This is a genomic window from Streptomyces sp. NPDC006552, assembly GCF_040611655.1.
Lineage (GTDB): Bacteria > Actinomycetota > Actinomycetes > Streptomycetales > Streptomycetaceae > Streptomyces.
The window spans coordinates 1-19,281 of the sequence record NZ_JBEXOS010000059.1; the positions used below are offsets into that span (position 1 = coordinate 1).

At 73.1% G+C, this 19,281-nt stretch carries 14 protein-coding genes; 2 read left to right on the forward strand and 12 right to left on the reverse strand.

Annotation, left to right across the window (positions count from 1 at the left end; all coding sequences use genetic code 11):
* Positions 1–458 precede the first annotated feature (458 nt).
* The gene (locus tag ABZY33_RS27645) at positions 459–1,466 is read right to left on the reverse strand and encodes a stage II sporulation protein M (protein ID WP_356494395.1); all 1,008 of its coding nucleotides are present in this window, start codon (positions 1,464–1,466) and stop codon (positions 459–461) included.
* A 104-nt stretch (positions 1,467–1,570) separates the two neighbouring features.
* Between ABZY33_RS27645 and ABZY33_RS27650 the strand changes: the two genes are divergently transcribed.
* A complete protein-coding gene (locus ABZY33_RS27650) occupies positions 1,571–2,599 on the forward strand; it encodes an RDD family protein (RefSeq protein ID WP_356494432.1) in 1,029 nt (342 codons plus the stop codon).
* A gap of 28 nt (positions 2,600–2,627) precedes the next feature.
* Here the strand turns inward: ABZY33_RS27650 and ABZY33_RS27655 are convergent, their stop codons facing one another.
* From ABZY33_RS27655 to ABZY33_RS27695, 9 genes are all read right to left on the reverse strand, one after another.
* On the reverse strand, positions 2,628–3,242 hold the full coding sequence (locus tag ABZY33_RS27655) for a hypothetical protein (RefSeq protein WP_356494396.1): 615 nt from the start codon (positions 3,240–3,242) through the stop codon (positions 2,628–2,630).
* 214 nt (positions 3,243–3,456) lie between these two features.
* The gene (ahcY, locus tag ABZY33_RS27660; RefSeq protein ID WP_356494397.1) at positions 3,457–4,920 is read right to left on the reverse strand and encodes an adenosylhomocysteinase; all 1,464 of its coding nucleotides are present in this window, start codon (positions 4,918–4,920) and stop codon (positions 3,457–3,459) included.
* Positions 4,921–5,253: 333 nt separating this feature from the next.
* Complete coding sequence (locus ABZY33_RS27665) at positions 5,254–6,231, reverse strand: cation diffusion facilitator family transporter (RefSeq protein WP_356494398.1); 978 nt, start codon at positions 6,229–6,231, stop codon at positions 5,254–5,256.
* A gap of 129 nt (positions 6,232–6,360) precedes the next feature.
* Positions 6,361–7,512: a mannose-6-phosphate isomerase, class I gene (manA, locus tag ABZY33_RS27670; RefSeq protein ID WP_356494399.1), complete on the reverse strand. Its 1,152-nt coding sequence runs from the start codon at positions 7,510–7,512 to the stop codon at positions 6,361–6,363.
* 56 nt (positions 7,513–7,568) lie between these two features.
* Positions 7,569–8,696, reverse strand: coding sequence for an SIS domain-containing protein (locus ABZY33_RS27675; protein ID WP_356494400.1), 1,128 nt, complete (start codon positions 8,694–8,696; stop codon positions 7,569–7,571).
* Positions 8,697–8,726: 30 nt separating this feature from the next.
* Entirely contained in the window at positions 8,727–8,897 is a 171-nt protein-coding gene (locus ABZY33_RS27680) for a Trm112 family protein (protein WP_356494401.1), read from the reverse strand.
* A gap of 610 nt (positions 8,898–9,507) precedes the next feature.
* The gene (locus ABZY33_RS27685; protein ID WP_356494402.1) at positions 9,508–10,872 is read right to left on the reverse strand and encodes a phosphomannomutase/phosphoglucomutase; all 1,365 of its coding nucleotides are present in this window, start codon (positions 10,870–10,872) and stop codon (positions 9,508–9,510) included.
* A gap of 166 nt (positions 10,873–11,038) precedes the next feature.
* Positions 11,039–12,655: an L-lactate permease gene (locus ABZY33_RS27690; RefSeq protein WP_356494403.1), complete on the reverse strand. Its 1,617-nt coding sequence runs from the start codon at positions 12,653–12,655 to the stop codon at positions 11,039–11,041.
* A gap of 175 nt (positions 12,656–12,830) precedes the next feature.
* Positions 12,831–13,208, reverse strand: coding sequence for a DUF3499 domain-containing protein (locus tag ABZY33_RS27695; protein ID WP_356494404.1), 378 nt, complete (start codon positions 13,206–13,208; stop codon positions 12,831–12,833).
* A 428-nt stretch (positions 13,209–13,636) separates the two neighbouring features.
* On the opposite strand from ABZY33_RS27695, the gene ABZY33_RS27700 reads away from it, so the two are divergent.
* Complete coding sequence (locus tag ABZY33_RS27700) at positions 13,637–14,029, forward strand: metallopeptidase family protein (RefSeq protein WP_356494433.1); 393 nt, start codon at positions 13,637–13,639, stop codon at positions 14,027–14,029.
* Positions 14,030–14,041: 12 nt separating this feature from the next.
* Here ABZY33_RS27700 and ABZY33_RS27705 read toward each other — a convergent pair whose 3' ends face one another.
* Both ABZY33_RS27705 and ABZY33_RS27710 read right to left on the reverse strand, forming a co-directional pair.
* A complete protein-coding gene (locus ABZY33_RS27705; RefSeq protein WP_356494405.1) occupies positions 14,042–15,535 on the reverse strand; it encodes a DUF5719 family protein in 1,494 nt (497 codons plus the stop codon).
* Entirely contained in the window at positions 15,532–19,224 is a 3,693-nt protein-coding gene (locus ABZY33_RS27710) for a glycosyltransferase family 2 protein (RefSeq protein WP_356494406.1), read from the reverse strand. The genes ABZY33_RS27705 and ABZY33_RS27710 overlap by 4 nt, the downstream gene beginning before the upstream one ends.
* Between the last annotated feature and the right edge of the window lie 57 nt (positions 19,225–19,281).

A 19,281-nucleotide genomic window follows, 5' to 3' on the forward strand; every position in this document is an offset into this window, starting at 1 on the left:
CATCACGGCTGGAGACGGGGTAATCAACATATCTGGCGTTGACTTTTGGCACGCTGTTGAGTTCTCAAGGAACGGACGCTTCCTTTGTACTCACCTGAGAGACTCTCTCGCGGCTTTCCTCCGGGCGCTTCCCTTCGGTGTTTCCAACCTTACCAGATCCGTTTTCCGTTCCGTTTCCGGTTCGGAATTCATTTCCGGTGGCCGTTGGAGTGACCTTTCGCCTTTCGGCTGGTCCGACTTTATCAGAGGTTTTGAGGCGGTCTGGCCGACTCTTTTTCCTGATCAATCGGGAGAGCTTCACGAAGAATGTTATTTCGGAAGCGCGTCAGATGCTAACGGTCGCGATCGAGTCTGTCGAGCTCGGGGCAACTGTTCGAATCTACCTCCCCGTCCGGTCCGTGTCAACGGTCTTTCCGGGGCGATGAGGAGACTAGCAGCTCAGCGGAGCTGAACGCACATCAGGCGGCGGTCGGCAGGACGGCGCTGCGTTCGGCCGTCTCCAGGTCGCCGGTCTCGCCCGCACGGGCGGCGCGGCCGCCAAGGACGTACACGTAGGCCAGGAAGGCGAGTTCGACGGCGACGCCGATGCCGATGCGGGCCCACGTGGGGAGACCGGACGGCGTCACGAAGCCTTCTACGGCGCCGGAGACGAAGAGGACCAGGGCCAGCCCGATCGCCATGCCGATGGCCGCGCGGCCCTCTTCCGCGAGTGCCGTTCTCCGTGAGCGGGGGCCCGGGTCGATGACGGTCCAGCCGAGGCGCAGACCGGTACCGGCCGCTACGAAGACCGCGGTCAGTTCCAGGAGGCCGTGCGGGAGGATCAGGCCCAGGAAGGTGTCCAGGCGGTCGGCGGAGGTCATCAGTCCGATGCCGATGCCGACGTTCAGCATGTTCTGCAGGAGGATCCACAGCACCGGCAGCCCGAGGAAGACGCCCAGGACCAGGCACATGGCCGCCGCCTGCGCGTTGTTCGTCCAGACCTGTGCCGCGAAGGAGGTCGCGGGGTGGCTGGAGTAGTACGTCTCGTACTGGCCGCCCGGGCGCGTCATCTCGCGGAGTTCGGACGGCGCGGCTATGGACGCCTGTATGTCGGGGTGCGTCCCTATCCACCAGCCGATCAGGGCGGCTGTCGCCGTGGAGACGAGGGCGGTGGGCACCCACCAGTGGCGTGCCTTGTAGACCGCCGCCGGGAAACCGTGGGTGAGGAAGCGGGAGACGTCGCGCCATGAAGCGCGGCGGGTACCGGTCACGGCACTACGCGCGCGTGCCACGAGTTGGGTGAGCCGGCCGATGACCCTCGGGTCCGGGGCGCTCGACTGGATGAGAGAGAGGTGCGTGGCGGTGCGCTGGTAGAGGTTCACCAGTTCGTCCGCTTCGAGGCCGGTCAGCCGGCGACGGCGGCGCAGGAGCGCGTCCAGGCGGTCCCACTCGGCCCGGTGGGCGGACACGAAGACGTCGAGGTCCATCCGGTCTGCTGCTCCTCGTTTCCGGCACCTGTGCGGCGCGATCTGCCCTCAGCTTGGCAGACTGGCGGTTCCTAGGGCAGGTCAGGGAAGGGTGGGTGGCCGGTGTGAGCGAGCTGGTGACGGGCGAGGCAGTGGCACTGGAGTTGCGGCCCGCGAAGCTGCCGAGCCGGGCGCTCGCCGTGCTCATCGATCTGGTGGTGGCGTTCCTCGTCTACATCGTCGTGACCATTGCTGTGGTGGCGGCGACCGCGTCGCTGGACGATGCCGCGTCGGCGGCGGTGTCCGTGGCGTTGTTCCTGCTGGTGCTGGTCGGGATACCGATCGCCGTGGAGACGTTGAGCCATGGGCGCTCGCTCGGGAAGCTCGCGTGCGGGCTGCGGGTCGTACGCGACGACGGAGGGCCGATCCGGTTCCGTCATGCGCTGGTGCGCGGGGCCGTCGGCGTCGTGGAGATCCTGGCGACCTTCGGGGTCGTGGCCTGCGTCGCCTCGCTGGTCTCCGCGCGGGGGCGGCGGGTCGGGGATGTGTTCGCGGGGACGCTCGTCGTGCGCGAGCGGGTGCCGGCCGGGCAGGCGGCGTTCGTGCCGCCTCCGCCGCCGTGGCTGGTGGGACGGTTCGCGCAGCTGGACCTGTCCGCCGTGCCGGAGGGGCTGTGGCTCGCCGTACGGCAGTACCTGACGCGGATGCGGCAGCTGGATCCGCAGGTCGGCTGGGGCATGGCCGAGCGGCTCGCCGCCGATCTGGCCGCGTGCACCGGGGCGCCGGCGCCGCGCGACGTGCCGCCCGCCGCTTTCCTGGCGGCGGTGGTGCACGAGCGGCAGGCGCGCGAGGCACAGCGGGCCTTCGGCGCGGCGGGGCGCGCGCAGTATCCGGGGGCGTACGGCGGTCCGGGGCAGCCCGGGGTCCCCGTGCCGCCCGCGGTGGGGGCCGCCGCGTCCGCTCCCACGCCGGGTTTCTACGGCGGTCCGGGACCGTACGGCGGTCCGGGCTCTCCCGCGGGCGGGGGGTTCGCCGCTCCCGGCGTCTCGGCCGTGCCGCCGCCCGCCGGGCCCGCCCCAGCGGCTGCGGAGCCCGCGCCGGCGCGGGACCGGGACGCCGGACCGCCGGCCACCGGATTCGCACCGCCTGCGTGACGCGGGCCCGGCACGGAGTGCGTCGGCCTCAGGCGAAGGTCGAGGGGGGCGTCTCCAGGTGCTCCAGCTCGATGCCGGGCGCCGCCAGGACCACGTCGCCGCTGAGGTGGACGGTGTGCTGCTCCCCCGTGTCCAGGGCGCTGACCTGGTACGCGTCCACGACGAGCGGGCCGTTGTCAGTGGCGTGTGCTTCGCTGTTCAGCAGGGTCCAGGACTGATCCAGGGTGCGGGGGGCCAGGACGGGGTCCGTCAGGGCGACGAGGCGGACGCGGGTCGAGGGGGAAGCGGGGGTGAGGTTCAGCAGCCGCGTGGTGGCGATGAGGAACGCGGGGGATGTGCCGGTGAAGGCGTGCGCGGGGGCGTTGCCTTCGGTGGCGTGGGTGCCGGTGGGGTCGGTGCGCACCCAGGTGACGCCGTCGATGGCGGCTCCCCGTACCTGCCAGCTCGCGGCGTTGACTTCGAGGCGGATGGGGCGGCCGAGCTCGTCGAGAGCGAGGTCGATCGAGCCGGCGTGCTCGCCGGAGGGGGTGACCCGTTGGGCGACGTAGCGCCAGCCGGAGGGGCCGGGCGCGCAGTGGAAGTGCTCTTCACCGAGGGGGGTGTGATCGTGCGGATCATGGAGCGAATAGCGGCCGCGGGGCATGGGGTTCGTCAGGTCCTCTAGGGCGGAGACTCTGGGGCGAAGACCGCGTCTGAGGCCGCGGCCGGGCTGGAGTGCACGGTCACAGCGGTGGTCGCGGCCGTTGGAGGCGTGTCCACCGTAGCCAGCGGTGCGCGGAGCACGGGACAGGCCCCCGGCACGGGGGTGCGGGGGCCTGTCCTGTCGGTCGTCGGGTGCGATGCGACCGGCGCGGTGCTCAGTAGCGGTAGTGGTCCGACTTGTACGGGCCCTCGACCTCGACGCCGATGTACGCGGCCTGCTCGGGGCGGAGCGTCGTCAGCTTCACACCCAGCGAGTCCAGGTGGAGCCGGGCGACCTTCTCGTCCAGGTGCTTGGGCAGCACGTAGACGTCGGTCGGGTACTCCGACTGCTTGGTGAAGAGCTCGATCTGCGCCAGCGTCTGGTCCGCGAACGAGTTGGACATCACGAACGACGGGTGACCCGTCGCGTTGCCCAGGTTCAGCAGACGGCCCTCGGACAGCACGATCAGGACCTTGCCGTCAGGGAACGTCCACGTGTGGACCTGCGGCTTCACCTCGTCCTTGACGATCCCGTCGATCTTCGCGAGACCGGCCATGTCGATCTCGTTGTCGAAGTGACCGATGTTCCCGACGATCGCCTGGTGCTTCATCCGGGCCATGTCCGAGGCCATGATGATGTCCTTGTTACCGGTCGTCGTCACGAAGATGTCCGCCTGCTCGACGACCTCGTCCAACGTGGTGACCTGGTAGCCGTCCATCGCCGCCTGGAGCGCGCAGATCGGGTCGATCTCCGTGATGATCACGCGGGCACCCTGGCCGCGCAGCGACTCCGCGCAGCCCTTGCCCACATCGCCGTAGCCGCAGACGACGGCGGTCTTGCCGCCGATCAGGACGTCCGTGGCCCGGTTGATGCCGTCGATGAGGGAGTGGCGGCAGCCGTACTTGTTGTCGAACTTCGACTTCGTCACCGCGTCGTTCACATTGATCGCGGGGAAGAGGAGGGAGCCCTCGCGCTGCATCTCGTACAGGCGGTGGACACCGGTCGTGGTCTCCTCCGTGACGCCTCGGATCTCGGAGGCGAGCTGGGTCCACTTCTGCGAACCGTCCGAGATCGTGCGGTTCAGGAGCTGGAGGACGACGCGGTGCTCGTCGGAGTCCGCCGTGTCGGGCGAGGGGACCTTGCCGTCCTTCTCGTACTCGACGCCCTTGTGGACGAGGAGGGTGGCGTCACCACCGTCGTCCAGGATCATGTTCGGGCCGCCGGTGGGGGTGTTCGGCCAGGTCAGCGCCTGCTCCGTGCACCACCAGTACTCCTCCAGGGTCTCGCCCTTCCAGGCGAAGACCGGGACGCCCTGCGGGTTGTCCGGCGTGCCGTGCGGGCCGACGGCGATGGCGGCGGCGGCGTGGTCCTGCGTGGAGAAGATGTTGCAGGAGGCCCAGCGGACCTCGGCGCCCAGGGCGACGAGAGTCTCGATGAGGACGGCCGTCTGGACCGTCATGTGCAGGGAGCCGGTGACGCGGGCGCCGGCCAGCGGCTGCGCCTCGGCGTACTCCTTGCGGATCGACATGAGGCCGGGCATCTCGTGCTCGGCGAGGGTGATCTCCTTGCGGCCGAACTCGGCGAGCGAGAGATCGGCGACCTTGAAGTCCTGGTCCTGTCGGTCGGCGACAGAAGTCATGTGTGAGCTGCTCCTCGGTGCGGTGACAGATGGTCGAGGTGGGCGTGGTGCGCATGCCCGCGTTCGGGTACGCGCATGGCTGATCTGCGGCTTCCTGGAACACAGGTGTCCCCGGGCGCGCGCAGCGCAGTCCGTCGGAGGCCCTCTCTCCCTCGGACGACCCGTCGCGCGGGTTGCCCGACCGCCATCAGCAGCGACGTCTGGCTCGTGACGAATCTACACCGATCGGCCCAGTCGGCCCCACCCCGTCTCCGTCAGGGTGGCGCGGGAATGTGGCCGGATTCCGCTCCTGGGCGGTCGGCGGGCCGCCGACCGCCCGGCGTAGTCGCGAGGTCAGTGCTCCGGTGCCGACGTCGGACCGCCGGGGGTCGCTTCGCGGTCCGGGCCCTTCGCGGCGTCGGCCGCGCTGTAGATGTCCGGTTCCAGGTAGATGACGCGGGCGATCGGGACGGCGGCGCGGATCCGGGCCTCGGCCTCGTTGATGGCGCGGGCGACCTCGGCGGCGGTGTCGTCGTGCTGGACGGCGATCTTCGCGGCGACGAGGAGCTCCTCGGGGCCGAGGTGGAGCGTGCGCATGTGGATCAGGCCGGTGACCGTGGTGCCGTCGACGACGGCCGCCTCGATCTTGCGCACCTCGTCCGTGCCGGCGGCCTCGCCCAGCAGGAGCGACTTGGTCTCCAGGGCGAGGACGATCGCGATGGCGATGAGCAGGACGCCGATGCAGAGCGTGCCGATGCCGTCCCAGACGCCGTCACCGGTGGCGAGGGTGAGGCCGACGCCGAGCAGCGCGAGGACCAGGCCGATGAGCGCGCCGAAGTCCTCCAGGAGGACGACGGGCAGCTCGGGTGCCTTGGCGCGCTTGATGAACTGGCCCCAGGAGAGCGACCCGCGCGTGACGTTCGACTCCTTGATGGCCGTACGGAAGGAGAAGCCCTCGGCGATGATCGCGAAGACCAGGACGCCGACGGGCCAGTACCAGTGCTCCAGGTCGTGCGGGTGGGAGATCTTCTCGTAGCCCTCGTAGACGGCGAACATGCCGCCGACGGAGAAGAGGACGATCGATACGAGGAAGGCGTAGATGTAGCGCTCGCGGCCGTAGCCGAAGGGGTGTTGCGGGGTCGCGTCGCGCTTGGCCTTCTTGCCGCCGATCAGCAGCAGGAGCTGGTTGCCGGAGTCGGCGAGCGAGTGGACCGCCTCGGCCAGCATCGACGAGGAGCCGCTGAAGAGGAACGCCACGAACTTCGATACCGCGATGGCGAGGTTGGCGGCGAGCGCCGCCACGATCGCCTTTGCTCCGCCTGAAGCACTCATGTTGTTCCTGGTGTCCCTTCGTACGTGCGTACATGCGTACGTCGCGTGCCGTGCTGCTGCGAAAGCCTGCCGCTTTGCCCTGTCTTTGCGATGGGCCATTGTTGCAGCACGGGACGGGAGGGGCAGGAGTCAGGCCACGACGGTCGCGCGGAAAAACGTGCCGGTCCCGGACATTTCTACCTTTTCGCCCGCGGGGACGAAGGCGGACCGGCCGGGCGCGAGGTCGAGGCCGCCGGCGCGGACCGAACCGGCCGTGCAGAGCAGGATCTGCGGGGTGCCGGCCGTCAGGTCGTGGGCGGGGGCGCCCTCGGGACGGACGTAGCGGGAGAGGCGGAACTCGTCGATGGGCGTGTCGTAGACCTCTTCGCCGCCGGGGGACGCCTCGGGGCGCAGGACGCCGGGGTCGGTGGCCTCGAAGCGGACGATGCGCAGCAGTTCGGGGACGTCGACGTGCTTGGGGGTCAGGCCGCAGCGCAGGACGTTGTCGGAGTTGGCCATGATCTCGACGCCCAGGCCGTTCAGGTAGGCGTGCGGGACGCCCGCGCCGAGGAACAGCGCCTCGCCGGGTTGCAGCCGGACGTGGTTGAGCAGCATCGCGGCGATGACGCCCGGGTCGCCGGGGTAGTGGTGGGCGATGCCCGCGTACGGCTCGTAGGCGCCGCCGAGGTGCCGGGCGGCGGCCGCCGCCGCGGCGACGGTGTGCGCCATCTCGTCCCGGTCCGCGCTCAGGACGGCGGTGAGGACCTCGCGCAGCGCGGCCTCCTCGGGGTGGGCGCGCAGCAGGTCGGCGTAGGGCTTGAGGCTGTCGACGCCGAGCCCGTCGAGCAGCTGGGCCGCTTCCTCGGGCGCGCGGAAGCCGCACAGGCCGTCGAACTCGGTGAGGGCGCAGATCAGTTCGGGCTTGTGGTTGGCGTCCTTGTAGTTGCGCTCGGGCGCGGTGACCGGTACGCCCTCGGCCTCTTCGGCGTCGTACCCCTCCTTCGCCTGCTGGAGGTCCGGGTGCACCTGGAGCGAGAGGGGCGCGCCCGCGGCGAGCAGCTTGAGCAGGAACGGCAGGCGCGGGCCGAACTTCTCGACGGCCGCCGCGCCGAGCTGTCCCGCCGGGTCCGCGGCGATGACCTCGTCGAGCGGGCCGCGCTCGGTGCGCGAGGGAGCGCCGGGGTGGGCGCCCATCCACATCTCGGCCTGGGGTTCACCGGTCGCCTCGGTGCCGAGGAGGTGCGGGATGGCGGTGGTGGAGCCCCAGGCGTAGGGGCGGACGGTGTTGGTGAGGCGGTCCATCAGGCGTTCTTCTCCGTACGTACGCGGGGCCGGGCGGGTACAGGGTCGGGGCCGGGTCAGGTCCCGGAGGCGAGGCCCAGGTAAACGGCGGCGAAATCCGTGACGGCGATCAGCTCCGCGAGACTCTCCAGGTCGCCGCCCTCCTCCGGTTCCAGCTCACTGATCGCGACGTCGTGGGAGAGCGCGAGTTCGCGGGCGGCGAAGGCGGCGGAGAGCCCGTCGACGGGGCGGTCGCGGAGCAGGACGACGCGGGCGCGCAGCGCCTGGCCCACCTCGACGCGGTCGCGGAAGAAGTCGTCGGGGTCGGCGCCCGCCGCGAGGCCGCCGGTGAGGAGCGCGCCGTGGGCGGGCATCGCCTCGGGCAGGTCCGCGGCGAGCGCGGGCCGTCCGGCCAGCTCGGCGAGGGCGGCGGCGAAGCGGCGGCCCGCGGCGCCCGCGGCCGCGCCCTCGGTCCAGATCAGCGGGAGCGCTTCGGCGAGTTCGGAGGCGAGGGTCTTGGCCGGGTTGCTGTGGAGCGCGACGGCCGGGCCGCAGCGCTCGGCGGTGCGGTCGAGGCGGTCGGCGGCCTTCTCCAGGGACTCGGCCGGCGCGGAGAGCAGGCCGGTGCGGTCCAGGAGGGCGAGGAGCGGGGTGAGCAGGGCCCAGAGCACGCCCGGCGCGCAGAGCGCGGTCGACTCGTCCTGGTCGGACGGGGACGTGGCCATCGGTACGAGCAGACCGTGGGCGCCGGCGACGGCTTCGGTCAGCGGGGCGCCGGCGGGGCAGACGGCGACGACGGTGACGCCGCGCCTGTACGCCTGTTCGGCCAGGAGCGAGAGGCTGGGCTCGGTGCCGTCCGGAGAGACGATCAGGAGCAGGTCGACGGGGCCGGCCCAGCCGGGCAGGTCCCAGCGCAGGGCGCCCGCGGCGGGGGCGACGCCGGTGGGGCGCAGCCGGATCACCGGGCAGGCCGCGCCGGCCAGCCGGCCGATCAGCTCGGCGACCCCGGTGGCGGCGGTGCCCGGGCCCGCGATCAGGACGGCGCGCGGGCGGCCGTCCGGCTTCAGCTCGGTGATGCCGGCCTCGGCCGCGTGCCGGACCGCCGTGCGGACGCGGGCGCCCGCCTCGGCGGCGCCGCGCAGCAGTCCGCGCCGGTCGGCCCTGGCCAGCGCCTCGGTGTCGTCCAGGAGCGTTTCGTCGAACATCGCGTCGGGCCTCCTGCTCGCGGGAACGGGTTACGCGGGGCGTCGGGCCTCGTCGACCAGGAGGACGGGGATGCCGTCGCGGACGGGGTAGGCCAGGGCGCACTCCGTGCCGGTGCAGAGCAGCTCGGCGTCGGCCTCCTTGAGGGGGGCGTGGCAGGCCGGGCAGGCGAGGATCTCCAGGAGGCCGGCTTCGAGCGGCATGGGGGTTCCCTTCGGGGTACGGGTGGGTGCCTGACGGTGTCTTGTGGCCTGGTCAGCCTACCGCTGGGCGCGGGGCCCCGGGCGGGGCCCAGCGGTGTCTGGGGGCCGGGGTCGGGTGGGCCGGGGTGCTGTTGCGCGGGGTGGAGCGTGGCGGCGGTGTTGACGTGCGGGTCGATCGCCTCAAGGGCTCGTCCTCAAACGCCGGACGGGCTGGGAGATCCGGCTCGGCCCGCAACCGCCACACAGGCGGGGACGTACGGCTCGGCCCGGATCGCTTGGGCCCGGCACCCTGCGCAAACGCCGAAGCGGCGGGGAGGCGCGGCCCGGCCGGGATCGCTGAGCCCGGCTCTCTCCGCAACCGCCGGAAAGGCGGGGACGTGCGGCTCGGCCGGGATCGCCGAGCCCGGCACTCTCCGCAACCGCTGGAGAAGCGGCCCGGCCCGGACCACCTGATCCCGGCACCCTGCACAAACGCCGAAGAGGCGGGGAGGTGCGGCTCGGCCGGGATCGCCGAGCCCGGCACCCTGCGCAACCGCCGGAAAGGCGGGGAGGCGCGGCGCGGCCCGGATCGCTTGGGCCCCGCCCCTACTTCCGCGACCGCCGGAGGCGTTCAGGCTCGGATCAGGGACAGGACCTCGTCCCGGATCTTCTCCATCGTCGCCGTGGTGCGCGCCTCCGCGTTCAGGCGCAGGAGGGGCTCGGTGTTGGAGGGGCGGACGTTGAACCACCAGTCGGTCGAGGTGACCGTGAGGCCGTCCAGTTCGTCCAGGGTGGTGTCGGGGCGGTCCGCGTAGGCGGACCTGATGGCGGCGAGGCGGCCGGGCTGGTCGGCGACGGTGGAGTTGATCTCGCCGGAGCCGGCGTAGCGGTCGTAGGAGGAGACCAGCGCGGAGAGCGGGCCGTCCTGGCCGCCCAGGGCCGCGAGGACGTGGAGGGCGGCGAGCATCCCGGTGTCGGCGTTCCAGAAGTCGCGGAAGTAGTAGTGCGCGGAGTGCTCGCCGCCGAAGATCGCGCCGCTGGTGGCCATCTCCTGCTTGATGAAGGAGTGGCCGACCCGGGTGCGGACGGGCGTGCCGCCGTTCTCCTTCACCACCTCGGGCACCGACCAGGAGGTGATCAGGTTGTGGATGATCGTGCCCGAGCCGCCGTTCCTGGCCAGCTCGCGGGAGGCGACCAGGGCGGTGATCGCGGACGGGGAGACCGGGTCGCCGTGCTCGTCGACCACGAAGCAGCGGTCCGCGTCGCCGTCGAAGGCCAGGCCGATGTCGGCGCCCTCGGCGCGCACCCGGGCCTGGAGGTCCACGAGGTTCGCCGGGTCCAGCGGGTTCGCCTCGTGGTTCGGGAACGTGCCGTCCAGCTCGAAGTACATCGGCACGAGGTCGAGCGGCAGGCCGGCGAAGACGGTCGGCACGGTGTGCCCGCCCATGCCGTTGCCCGCGTCGACCACGACCTTCAGGGGGCGGATGGCGGTGAGGTCGACCAGGGCGCGCAGGTGCGCCGCGTACTCCTCCAACGTCTCCCGCCGCGCGAGGGTTCCCGGCGTCGCGGCGGGTTCCGGGGCGCCCGCCTCGCTCCACTCCTCGGCGAGCCGGCGGATCTCGGTCAGACCGGTGTCCTGGCCCACCGGGGCCGCACCGGCCCGGCACATCTTGATGCCGTTGTACCGCGCGGGGTTGTGCGAGGCGGTGAACATCGCGCCGGGCAGTCCGAGCGCGCCCGAGGCGTAGTACAGCTGGTCGGTGGAGCACAGGCCGATCTCCGTGACGTCCGCGCCGAGCGCCGCCGCCCCGCGCCCGAAGGCCCGGGTCAGGCCGGGCGAGGAGGGGCGCATGTCGTGCCCGACCACGATCGCCGTCGCGGCGGTGACCTGGACGAAGGCGGCGCCGAACAGGGCGGCGAGCTCCTCGTCCCACTGGTCCGGGACCACCCCTCGCACGTCGTACGCCTTCACGATCTGCGACAGATCAGCAGCCACGGCCGGACCAGCCCTCCTGGAGTGTCCTTGACGGACCCATGAACGAACGAGCCCACAAACTACCTGGCCGGACCGGCCCTCAGCCGCGAACCCCGCATTCCTCGCATAGAGCGTGGCTCGGAACAAGGCGCTCCACCCCGAGCGCGCCTCGGAGCGGCCGCACCGCTCACGGCAGCATCCAGGACAGGACGACCGTGCTCTGGGCGAACACGATCAGGCACATCACCAGGAGCAGGCCGAGACTCCACGGCAGCACCTTGCGCAGCAAGTCGCCCTCCCGGCCCGCGAGTCCGACCGCCGCGCAGGCGATCGTCAGGTTCTGCGGCGAGATCATCTTGCCGAGGACACCGCCCGAACTGTTGGCCGCCGCGAGGAGTTCGGGCGACAGACCCGACTGCCGGGCCGCGGTCACCTGAAGGGCGCCGAAGAGGGCGTTGGCCGAGGTGTCGGAGCCGGAGACGGCGACGCCGAACCAGCCGAGGACCGGGGAGAGGAAGGCGAGTCCCGCGCCCGCCGCGGCCACGAAGTGCCCGATGGTGGCGGCCTGCCCCGACAGGTTCATCACGTAGGCGAGGGCGAGGACGCTGGTGACGGTGAGGATCGCGAACCGCAGTTCGTACCAGGTCTCCAGCCATTCGCGCACCGCCACGCGCGCGTGGACGCCCAGCACGGCGGCCGTGACCACTCCGGCGAGCAGGACGAGGGTGCCGCCGGTGGAGACGAGGGGCAGCGTGAAGACGTTGCCGCTCACCGGTTCGCCGTCGGGCCCGGCGACGTTCAGGAACGGCCAGTCGACGACCTGGTTCGCGTGAGCCAGCCAGTCCTTGACGGCCGGGATCTGGGCGACGGAGAAGACGACGACGATGAGCGCGTAGGGGGCGTAGGCGCGCAGCACGTCGGGCCGCGGGTCCTGTTGGTCCAGGTCCTCGCTGCGTACGCCGGTGAGGACGGCGGCGCGTACGGGTTCGGCGGCGGGCCTGCGCGCGCCGGGGACGGCCACCAGGGCGCCCGCGCCGGCCAGGGCGGCGCCGATGTCGGCGAGCTGGGCGGAGACGTAGTCGGCGGCGGCGAACTGGACGACGGCGAAGGCGAGACCGCAGGCCAGGGCGGGCACCCACGTCTCGCGCAGGCCGCGCCGGCCGTCCACCAGGCCGATCAGCAGCAGCGGCACGACCAGGGCGAGCAGCGGCGTCTGACGGCCCACCACGGAGGCGACCGCGTCCAGCGGGAGACCGGTGACCTGGGCAAGGGTGACGACGGGCGTGCCCATGGCGCCGAAGGCGACGGGCGCCGTGTTGGCGACGAGGGAGACGACCGCGGCCTTGACCGGGTCGAAGCCGAGCGCGACGAGCATGACCGAGCAGATGGCCACCGGCGCCCCGAACCCGGCGAGGGCCTCCAGGAGTGCGCCGAAGCAGAACGCGATGACGAGGGCCTGGATGCGCGGGTCGTCGGAGAGCCGCCCGAAGGAGCGGCGCAGGATGTCGAAGTGCCGGGTGCGGACGGTCATCCGGTACACCCACAGGGCGTTGACGACGATCCACATGATGGGGAAGAGGCCGAACAGGGCGCCTTGCGCGGCGCCGGAGACGGTCTGGCCGAGCGGCATGCCGTAGACCAGCAGGCCGACCAGGGCCGCCACGGACAGGCCGATCAGACCGGCTCGGTGGGCCTTCATGCGGACGGCGCCGAGCAGGACGAGGACGGTGATGAGGGGCAGCGTGGCGATGAGGGCGGACAGGCCGAGCGAGCCGTCGACCGGCTCCAGTTGCTGGACGAACACGAGCGCCTCCCGGAATCCCGGAGTCGGGTGGCGAAATCGTCGTGTCCTCAACAATCACGGGTCAACGCGTGCGACCGCGAAGATCCCGTGAAAGCGCGACTGTTGCCGCATCCGCCCGTGTGCCCGTTTACGCGTCCACCTGTTCACGCGTTCATGCGTTCTGGAAGCGTGGTCGTCAGTTGTCGGGCGAGCGCAGCACCCGGAGGTGGCCGCGGCGGGCGACCTCCATGGGGTCCGCCTGCCGGCCGCCGGAGCCGCCGGCTCCGGCGGCGCGCTCCTGGGGGCGGGCCGCCTCACGCACGGCGTTGGCCAGGGCCTCCAGGTCGTCGCCGCTGGGGCGGGCGGGGGCACTGGCGTCGGTGAGGCGGACGACCTCCCAGCCGCGCGGCGCGGTGAGGCGCTCGGAGTGCTCGGCGCACAGGTCGTAGCAGTGGGGTTCGGCGTAGGTGGCGAGCGGGCCGAGGACCGCGGTCGAGTCGGCGTAGACGTACGTCAGCGTCGCGACGGCGGGACGGCCGCAAGCGGTGCGCGAACAGCGACGTACAGGGCTCACGACGTTGGACGGTACCGCACTCCTGAGCGGGCCGCGACGACTCTCCCCGAGGTCACCCCACCGTGTCGCCACGTGATACGCCCCACACGGGCCCTCAGGGGCTCCCTCATGACCTGCGCCGAACCGTGCTCCCGGGCCCGCAGGACAGGTGAAAGCGGTCACCACTCGGGGCACATTGCTCCACAAGTCGTGCGGGCAACGGTCCGGGAGGGATATGGAATCAGGCCCGAGATTGGCTTGATCGGTCAGGAAGAGACATGCGGCGCTCTGTGCGGAGCCGACCCGCCCCGGCCGCCCCGGAGGACTACGCTGCGTCGGTGATGGAAAGGTCCGCCGACGCCGAGAACCCGGTACCGCCCGACGCGCGGGTACCGCCGCACTCCCCCGCCGAGCCGCGCCCGCGCCGCCGCGACCGGCACGGGCGCGGTATGCGCGGTCCCGTGGCACCGCCGCAGGTGCCGCTGTCGGCGAGCCGCGCCGAGGTCTTCGCGGACCTCGTGCAGGACTCCGTGGAGCGGCTGGAGCGACGCTGGCCGCAGCTGGGCGAGGTCGACTTCCTCATCCTGGAGGTGCCGCGGCTCACCGCCGAGGACGAGGCGTGGGGCGCCGACACCGTGCCGCTCGGGGGCATCGTGCCCGCGCGGGACGGGACGCCCGCGCGCGTGGTCGTCTACCGGCGCCCCGTGGAGATCCGTACCAAGGGGCGCGACGAGCGCGCGGCGCTCGTGCACGACGTGGTCGTGGAGCAGGTCGCCGAGGTGCTGGGCCTCACCCCGGAGACCGTCGACCCCCGGTACGGGGACGCCGACGGCGAGGAGTGAGCCCGGTCTCTCCTACTTCTGAAGGATCGAGAGGTCCTCGTCCGCGTCCGGCACCGACACCGTGCCCCGGTCGTCCGGGAGTGTCTGCACCGTGAAGGCGGGGACGCCCTCCCGCTTCTCCTCCAGCATGCGCGAGCCGTAGACCTTGCCGCCCGAGACGGGCTCGACCGTGAGCGCGTACGTGCCCTTCAGGCCGTCCGGGACCGGCGCGGCGACCGAGAGGGTCGTGCCGCCCTTGACCGCGTACTCCTTGGTGACCGCCGTGCCCGCGCCGTCCCCGGGGGACGCGGTGACCTTGACCTTGCCGGCGGCGCCGGGGGCGGTCAGGGCGAGCGTCGAGCCCTTGGCGCGGTTGTCGGCGACCGTGGCGCGCTCGCCGATGTCACGGGTGGCGGGGATGAACGCCGTCTCTTGGTCGGCGCCCTTGCCGCGGGTGACCCGCAGCGCCGCCACGACCGGCACGGAGGCGTCGGCGGGGGTCAGGAGCAGCGAGCCGGGGTCGCCCCGCGTCACGTCGCCGAGGTCGACGGCGGCCGTCATGCCGGACTTCACGTGCAGGCTGTCGTGGCCCGCGGGCGCGATCGGGCCGCTGGAGGTGGCGAGCCGGACCTTGAGGTCGGCGTCGTCCTGGCCGGGCGCGAAGGCGACCAGGCGCACGCTCGTGGCGTCCTTGGGGATGCCGGGCAGCACCAGGGAGGCGGCCGGGTCGGCGGCGGCGGGCAGCCAGTCGCCGCCCAGCTTGTCGTCGGCGGCCGAGACCGCGGCGGCGACCCGGCCGCTGCGCGCGGTGACGTGCAGCGTCAGGTTCGGGTACGGCTTGTCGGTCAGCGTGGACAGCAGGACCGGGACGCTGGCGTGCGGGCCGATCTGGATGCCTTCGCCGACGTCGGACTTGATGGCCCCCTCCGGGCCGTACAGCTGTACGTCCACGACCGCGGCCTCGCTGTCCGGGTTCGTGAGGTGGATGTAGTCGCTGCGCTCCTTGGCGGTGCTCGCGCCGGGGAAGTAGAAGTCGGTGTCCGGTGCCGAGCAGTCCAGGCCGAGCAGGCCGCGGCCGGTGCCGGCGTCGACCGTGGTGGTCTGCTGGACGGTCCAGCCGGGGGCCAGGGCGCCGTCGGCGGTCCCGATCAGGGCGGGCGCGTCGGCGCCCGACGCCTCCCCCGTCGCGGGCTTGCCGGGCTGCTTCGGTGTGACGACCGCCTTGGGCGCCTTGGCCTTGTCCTTGGCGTCCCCGGCCTGGTCCGACGCGCGCTGAACCGGCATCAGCCGCGCCGTGCCCGCCGTGGCGCCGGACCCCTTCGACGGCGGCGTGTACGACGTGTACGCGGTCTCCGCGAGGTCGGACTGGCCGGGCGTCGGGCAGAGCAGGCTGGAGCGCTCGACGGGCAGCCGGGCGGCCGCGGCGGCGGGAGCGTCGTCCGCGCCGCCGGACGTCGTGGCGGCGAACCCGGTGACGGCGGCCAGGGCCGTCACCGCCGCGATCAGGGACAGGGTCGTGCGGTTCACTGCTGGCTCCCGTCGGGGCGCTCACTGTCGGCGCCGTTGCCGTGGCCGTGCTGCTGTTGCTCGTACGCGGGGTCGTACGGAGGCTGCTGCTCGTACGTGCCCCCGTAGGCGTACGGGTCGTACTGGCCCGCTTGGTAGGGGTCCGCCTGATAGGGCACCCCCTGCGCGTCGTACCCGTAGGCGTCGCCCTGGTACTGCTGCTGCCCGTCCGCCGCGTACGTGCCGTACTCGGCGCCCTGGTACGCGGACTGGTCCCACTCGCCGTACGCCTGCTGCTGTGGGATGTCCGCCGGGGCCGGGTCGGCGGGCGGCGCGGCCGTCTCGGCGGGCGGGCCGTCGGTCTGCGCCTGCTCGGCCTCGGCCTGGGCGCGCAGCCTGCGGGCCCGGCGGCCGTCGCCGGTGATGTCCTGGGCGGGCACGGCGGCCGGCTCCTCCGGGAGGTCGTCGTCGACGTCCTTGCGGCGGCCCGGCAGGGCGAGCACCACGAGCACGAGGGCGAGCAGGCCCTGGACCAACAGCCATGCGGTGTGCGTGATCGGGGTGTCGTAGGTGACGTCCAGGGTCCCCCCGGAGGCGGGCAGTTCGAAGCCCTGAGCCCAGCCGTCGACCGTGGTCCGTGTCAGGGGCGTGCCGTCGAGCGTGGCGGTCCAGCCCTCGGCGGCCTGGTCGGCGAGGCGCAGGACGCGGCCGGCGCCGCCGGCGGGGACCTTCGTGTGCACCTCGACGGGGCCCGCGGCGACCGGCTTGGCCTCCTCGGACGTCGAACCGGCGCCGGCGGAGGGCAGCACGACGGCCCGCGCCACCTGTCGGTCGATGCGCCACAGGGCGGTGCCGTCCTGCTGGCTGAGCCGGGTCAGGCCCGGGGTGGCGTCCAGGACGCGGCCCATCTGGCGCGGCGCCCCGTCGCGGACGAGGACGTAGCGCACGGCGAAGCCGCCGAGCTGGTCGGCCTGGTCGGCGCCGGAGCCCGCGACCAGGTTGGCGACGACCTTGTCGAGGGTCTTGTTCTCGCCGGCGGCCGCGGTCAGCTCACCGTCGCCGAGCCGGGCGCCCGCGCCGCGGACCAGCGAGTAGGACACCTGGCCCGTGGAGCCGGCCAGGACCAGCGTGCGGGCCTGGTCGCGGGTGCCGGCCTCCTCGGCGACGAACGCGGGCACCTGCACCGGGTCGCGGCGCTCCAGGGGCCCGTCGGCGCCGGCGATCATCCAGCCCGCGGCGAGCAGCAGGGGGCCCGCGGCCGCGGCGAACGCGACCAGCGCCGCCACCGGCTGGCGCCAGCCGAAGCTCTGCTCGGCCACGCGCGAGCGCGCGCCGTCGGCGCCGAGCGCGGCGGCGGCGAGGAGCGCGATGCCGTAGACGAGGGTGGCGGGCCCGGCCCACGTCGCGTCGTTCGACAGGACCGCGAAGACCAGGGCGACCAGGGCGACGGTCCAGGCGGTGAGGACCGCGGGGCGGCGCTCCTGGCGCAGCAGCGCGGCGAGCGCGGCCAGCACGATGCCGATGAGCAGCAGGCTGCCGGTGGTGCCGGGGCCGCCGGGCGAGGCGCCGAGCAGGCCGGCCGCCGTCGCGGCGCCCTTCCCGTACGGCAGGCCGGCTTCCTTGAAGAAGCCGAACGGCAGCAGCGTCAGGGACCACGGCGCGAGCACCAGCAGCGGTGTGCCGAGGGCGGCGAGGAAGCGCAGCCCGTAGGCGGTGATGTCCCCGCGGCGCACGACGAGGAGCACGACGCCCAGGATGAGGGCGATCGGCCAGACGATGGGCGTGAAGGCCGTGGTGACCGTCAGGAGCAGGGCGTACGCCCAGGTGGCCCGCCAACTGCCGCGGGCGCCGCGGGCGTTCATGAGGCCGGAGGCGGACAGGCCCGCGCGCGCGATGAGCGGCAGCAGGATCACCAGGACGGCCGTGCCGAGGCGGCCGCCCGCGAGGGCGCCGGTGGCGGCGGGCAGGAAGGCGTACGCGACCGCCGCCCACGCGCGCAGCAGCCGGGATTCGACGAGCCGGCGGGAGGCGAAGTACGCGGCGAACCCGGCGAGCGGTACCGAGCCGACGAGCAGCACGGTGATCGCGAGGCCGGTGGAGCCGAGCAGGACGGAGGAGAGGGCGGCGAGGAGCGCGAGGTAGGGGGGCGCCGACTGGGTGCCGCCGGTGCTGGTGGCGTGCCAGGCGTCGAGGTAGCGGGCCCACAGGTCGGAGGCGTCGCCGGGGGCGGGCAGCAGGGCTCCGCCCGCGAGTGCGCCGCCGCCCAGCAGCCCCCGGCAGGCGATGAGGGAGACGAACAGGAGCACCACGAAGAGCATCGGTCCGGGCTTGCGGGCGATGCGCTTGAGGCGGGCGAACTGCTCGACCTGGATGAAGTCGGCGTCGTCGCCGCCGGGCCCGGACTCCAGACCGCCGCCGCCGTGGCGGCCGGCCGTGGAGGTCTCGGGATCGGCCCCCTCGAAGAGGTTCCCCGCGACCTGCTCGACCGTCAGCCGCACGGTGGCACCTGGAGGCGGGAACAGCGGCCGCAGCTCCTTGGGGTCGACGACTGCCGCGGCGCGCCGGCGGCGGCCCGCCATGATCCGGCCCGGCCGAAGCAGCGTCGCCAGCAGACCGGTGATCTCGTCCAGGGCCTGTCCCGGCACCTTGCCGACCAGGTACGCGACCGTGCGCAGCAGGGTGCCGAGCACGAGGCGGACCAGGACCCACGGGAGCACCGCGCCGCGCGCGTTGACGAGCAGCGTGTAGACCGCGCCCGCCTTGTCGACCTTGTGCGGGGAGGAGGCGGTGCGGCCCACGCAGTCGACGGTGCGGCGCTCGCGCGAGGACGCCTCCGCGTGCCGTACGACGGCCTCGGGGGCGACGAGGACGCGGTGGCCCGCGCTCTGGGCGCGCCAGCACAGGTCGACGTCGTCACGCATCAGCGGCAGGCGGCGGTCGAACCCGCCGAGCTGCTCGAAGACGTCGCGCCGGATCAGCATGCCGGCGGTGGAGACGGAGAGCACGGGGCGGACGTGGTCGTGCTGGCCCTGGTCCTGTTCGCGGCGGTCCAGGCCGGTCCAGCGGCGCCCGGAGTTGGCGATGGAGACGCCGACCTCCAGGAGCTGCCTGCGGTCGTACCAGCCGCGCAGCTTGGGGCCGACGATCGCGACGTCGGCGCCGGCCTCGCGCTCCCGCTCCACGACGCGCAACAGCTGGGCGAGCGCGTCCGGTTCGGGCGCGCAGTCGTCGTGCAGCAGCCACAGCCACTGCTCGGGCTCGCCGTGCGGCAGGTCGGGCAGGTCGTAGGCGTCGTCGCGCCAGCTGCGGCTGACGGGGTCCCAGCCGCTCGGCCGCTTCAGGTAGGGCAGTTGCTCCGGGGTGAGCACCCCGGCGCCGCGCACGGCCTCCTCGATGGCCTGGCCGAAGCCGGTGCGGCGCGCGAGGTGCAGGACGCGCTCGTCGCCGAGGGCGGCGCCGACCAGGGCCGCGGAGTCGTCGGCGCTGCCGGTGTCGGCGGCCACCGCGTCCTGGACGGGCCGCTCCTGGCCGAGCAGGCCCGACAGGACGTCGGGCAGCCAGCGGGCGCCGTCGTGCGAGACGAGGACGGCGGTGACGACATGCCTGGGGAACTCGGGGGCGCCGCTCGGGTCGAGCCCTGCGTCGTGCCCCGGGTTGAACGTGGCGGCGGCAGCACCGAAGGGGTCTGCCGGATGGCTGTGCACGGACATCGAGGTACGGGCCCCGGTTCGTTGGACTGCGGTGGACGCTGTGTCCCCTGGGGGCAC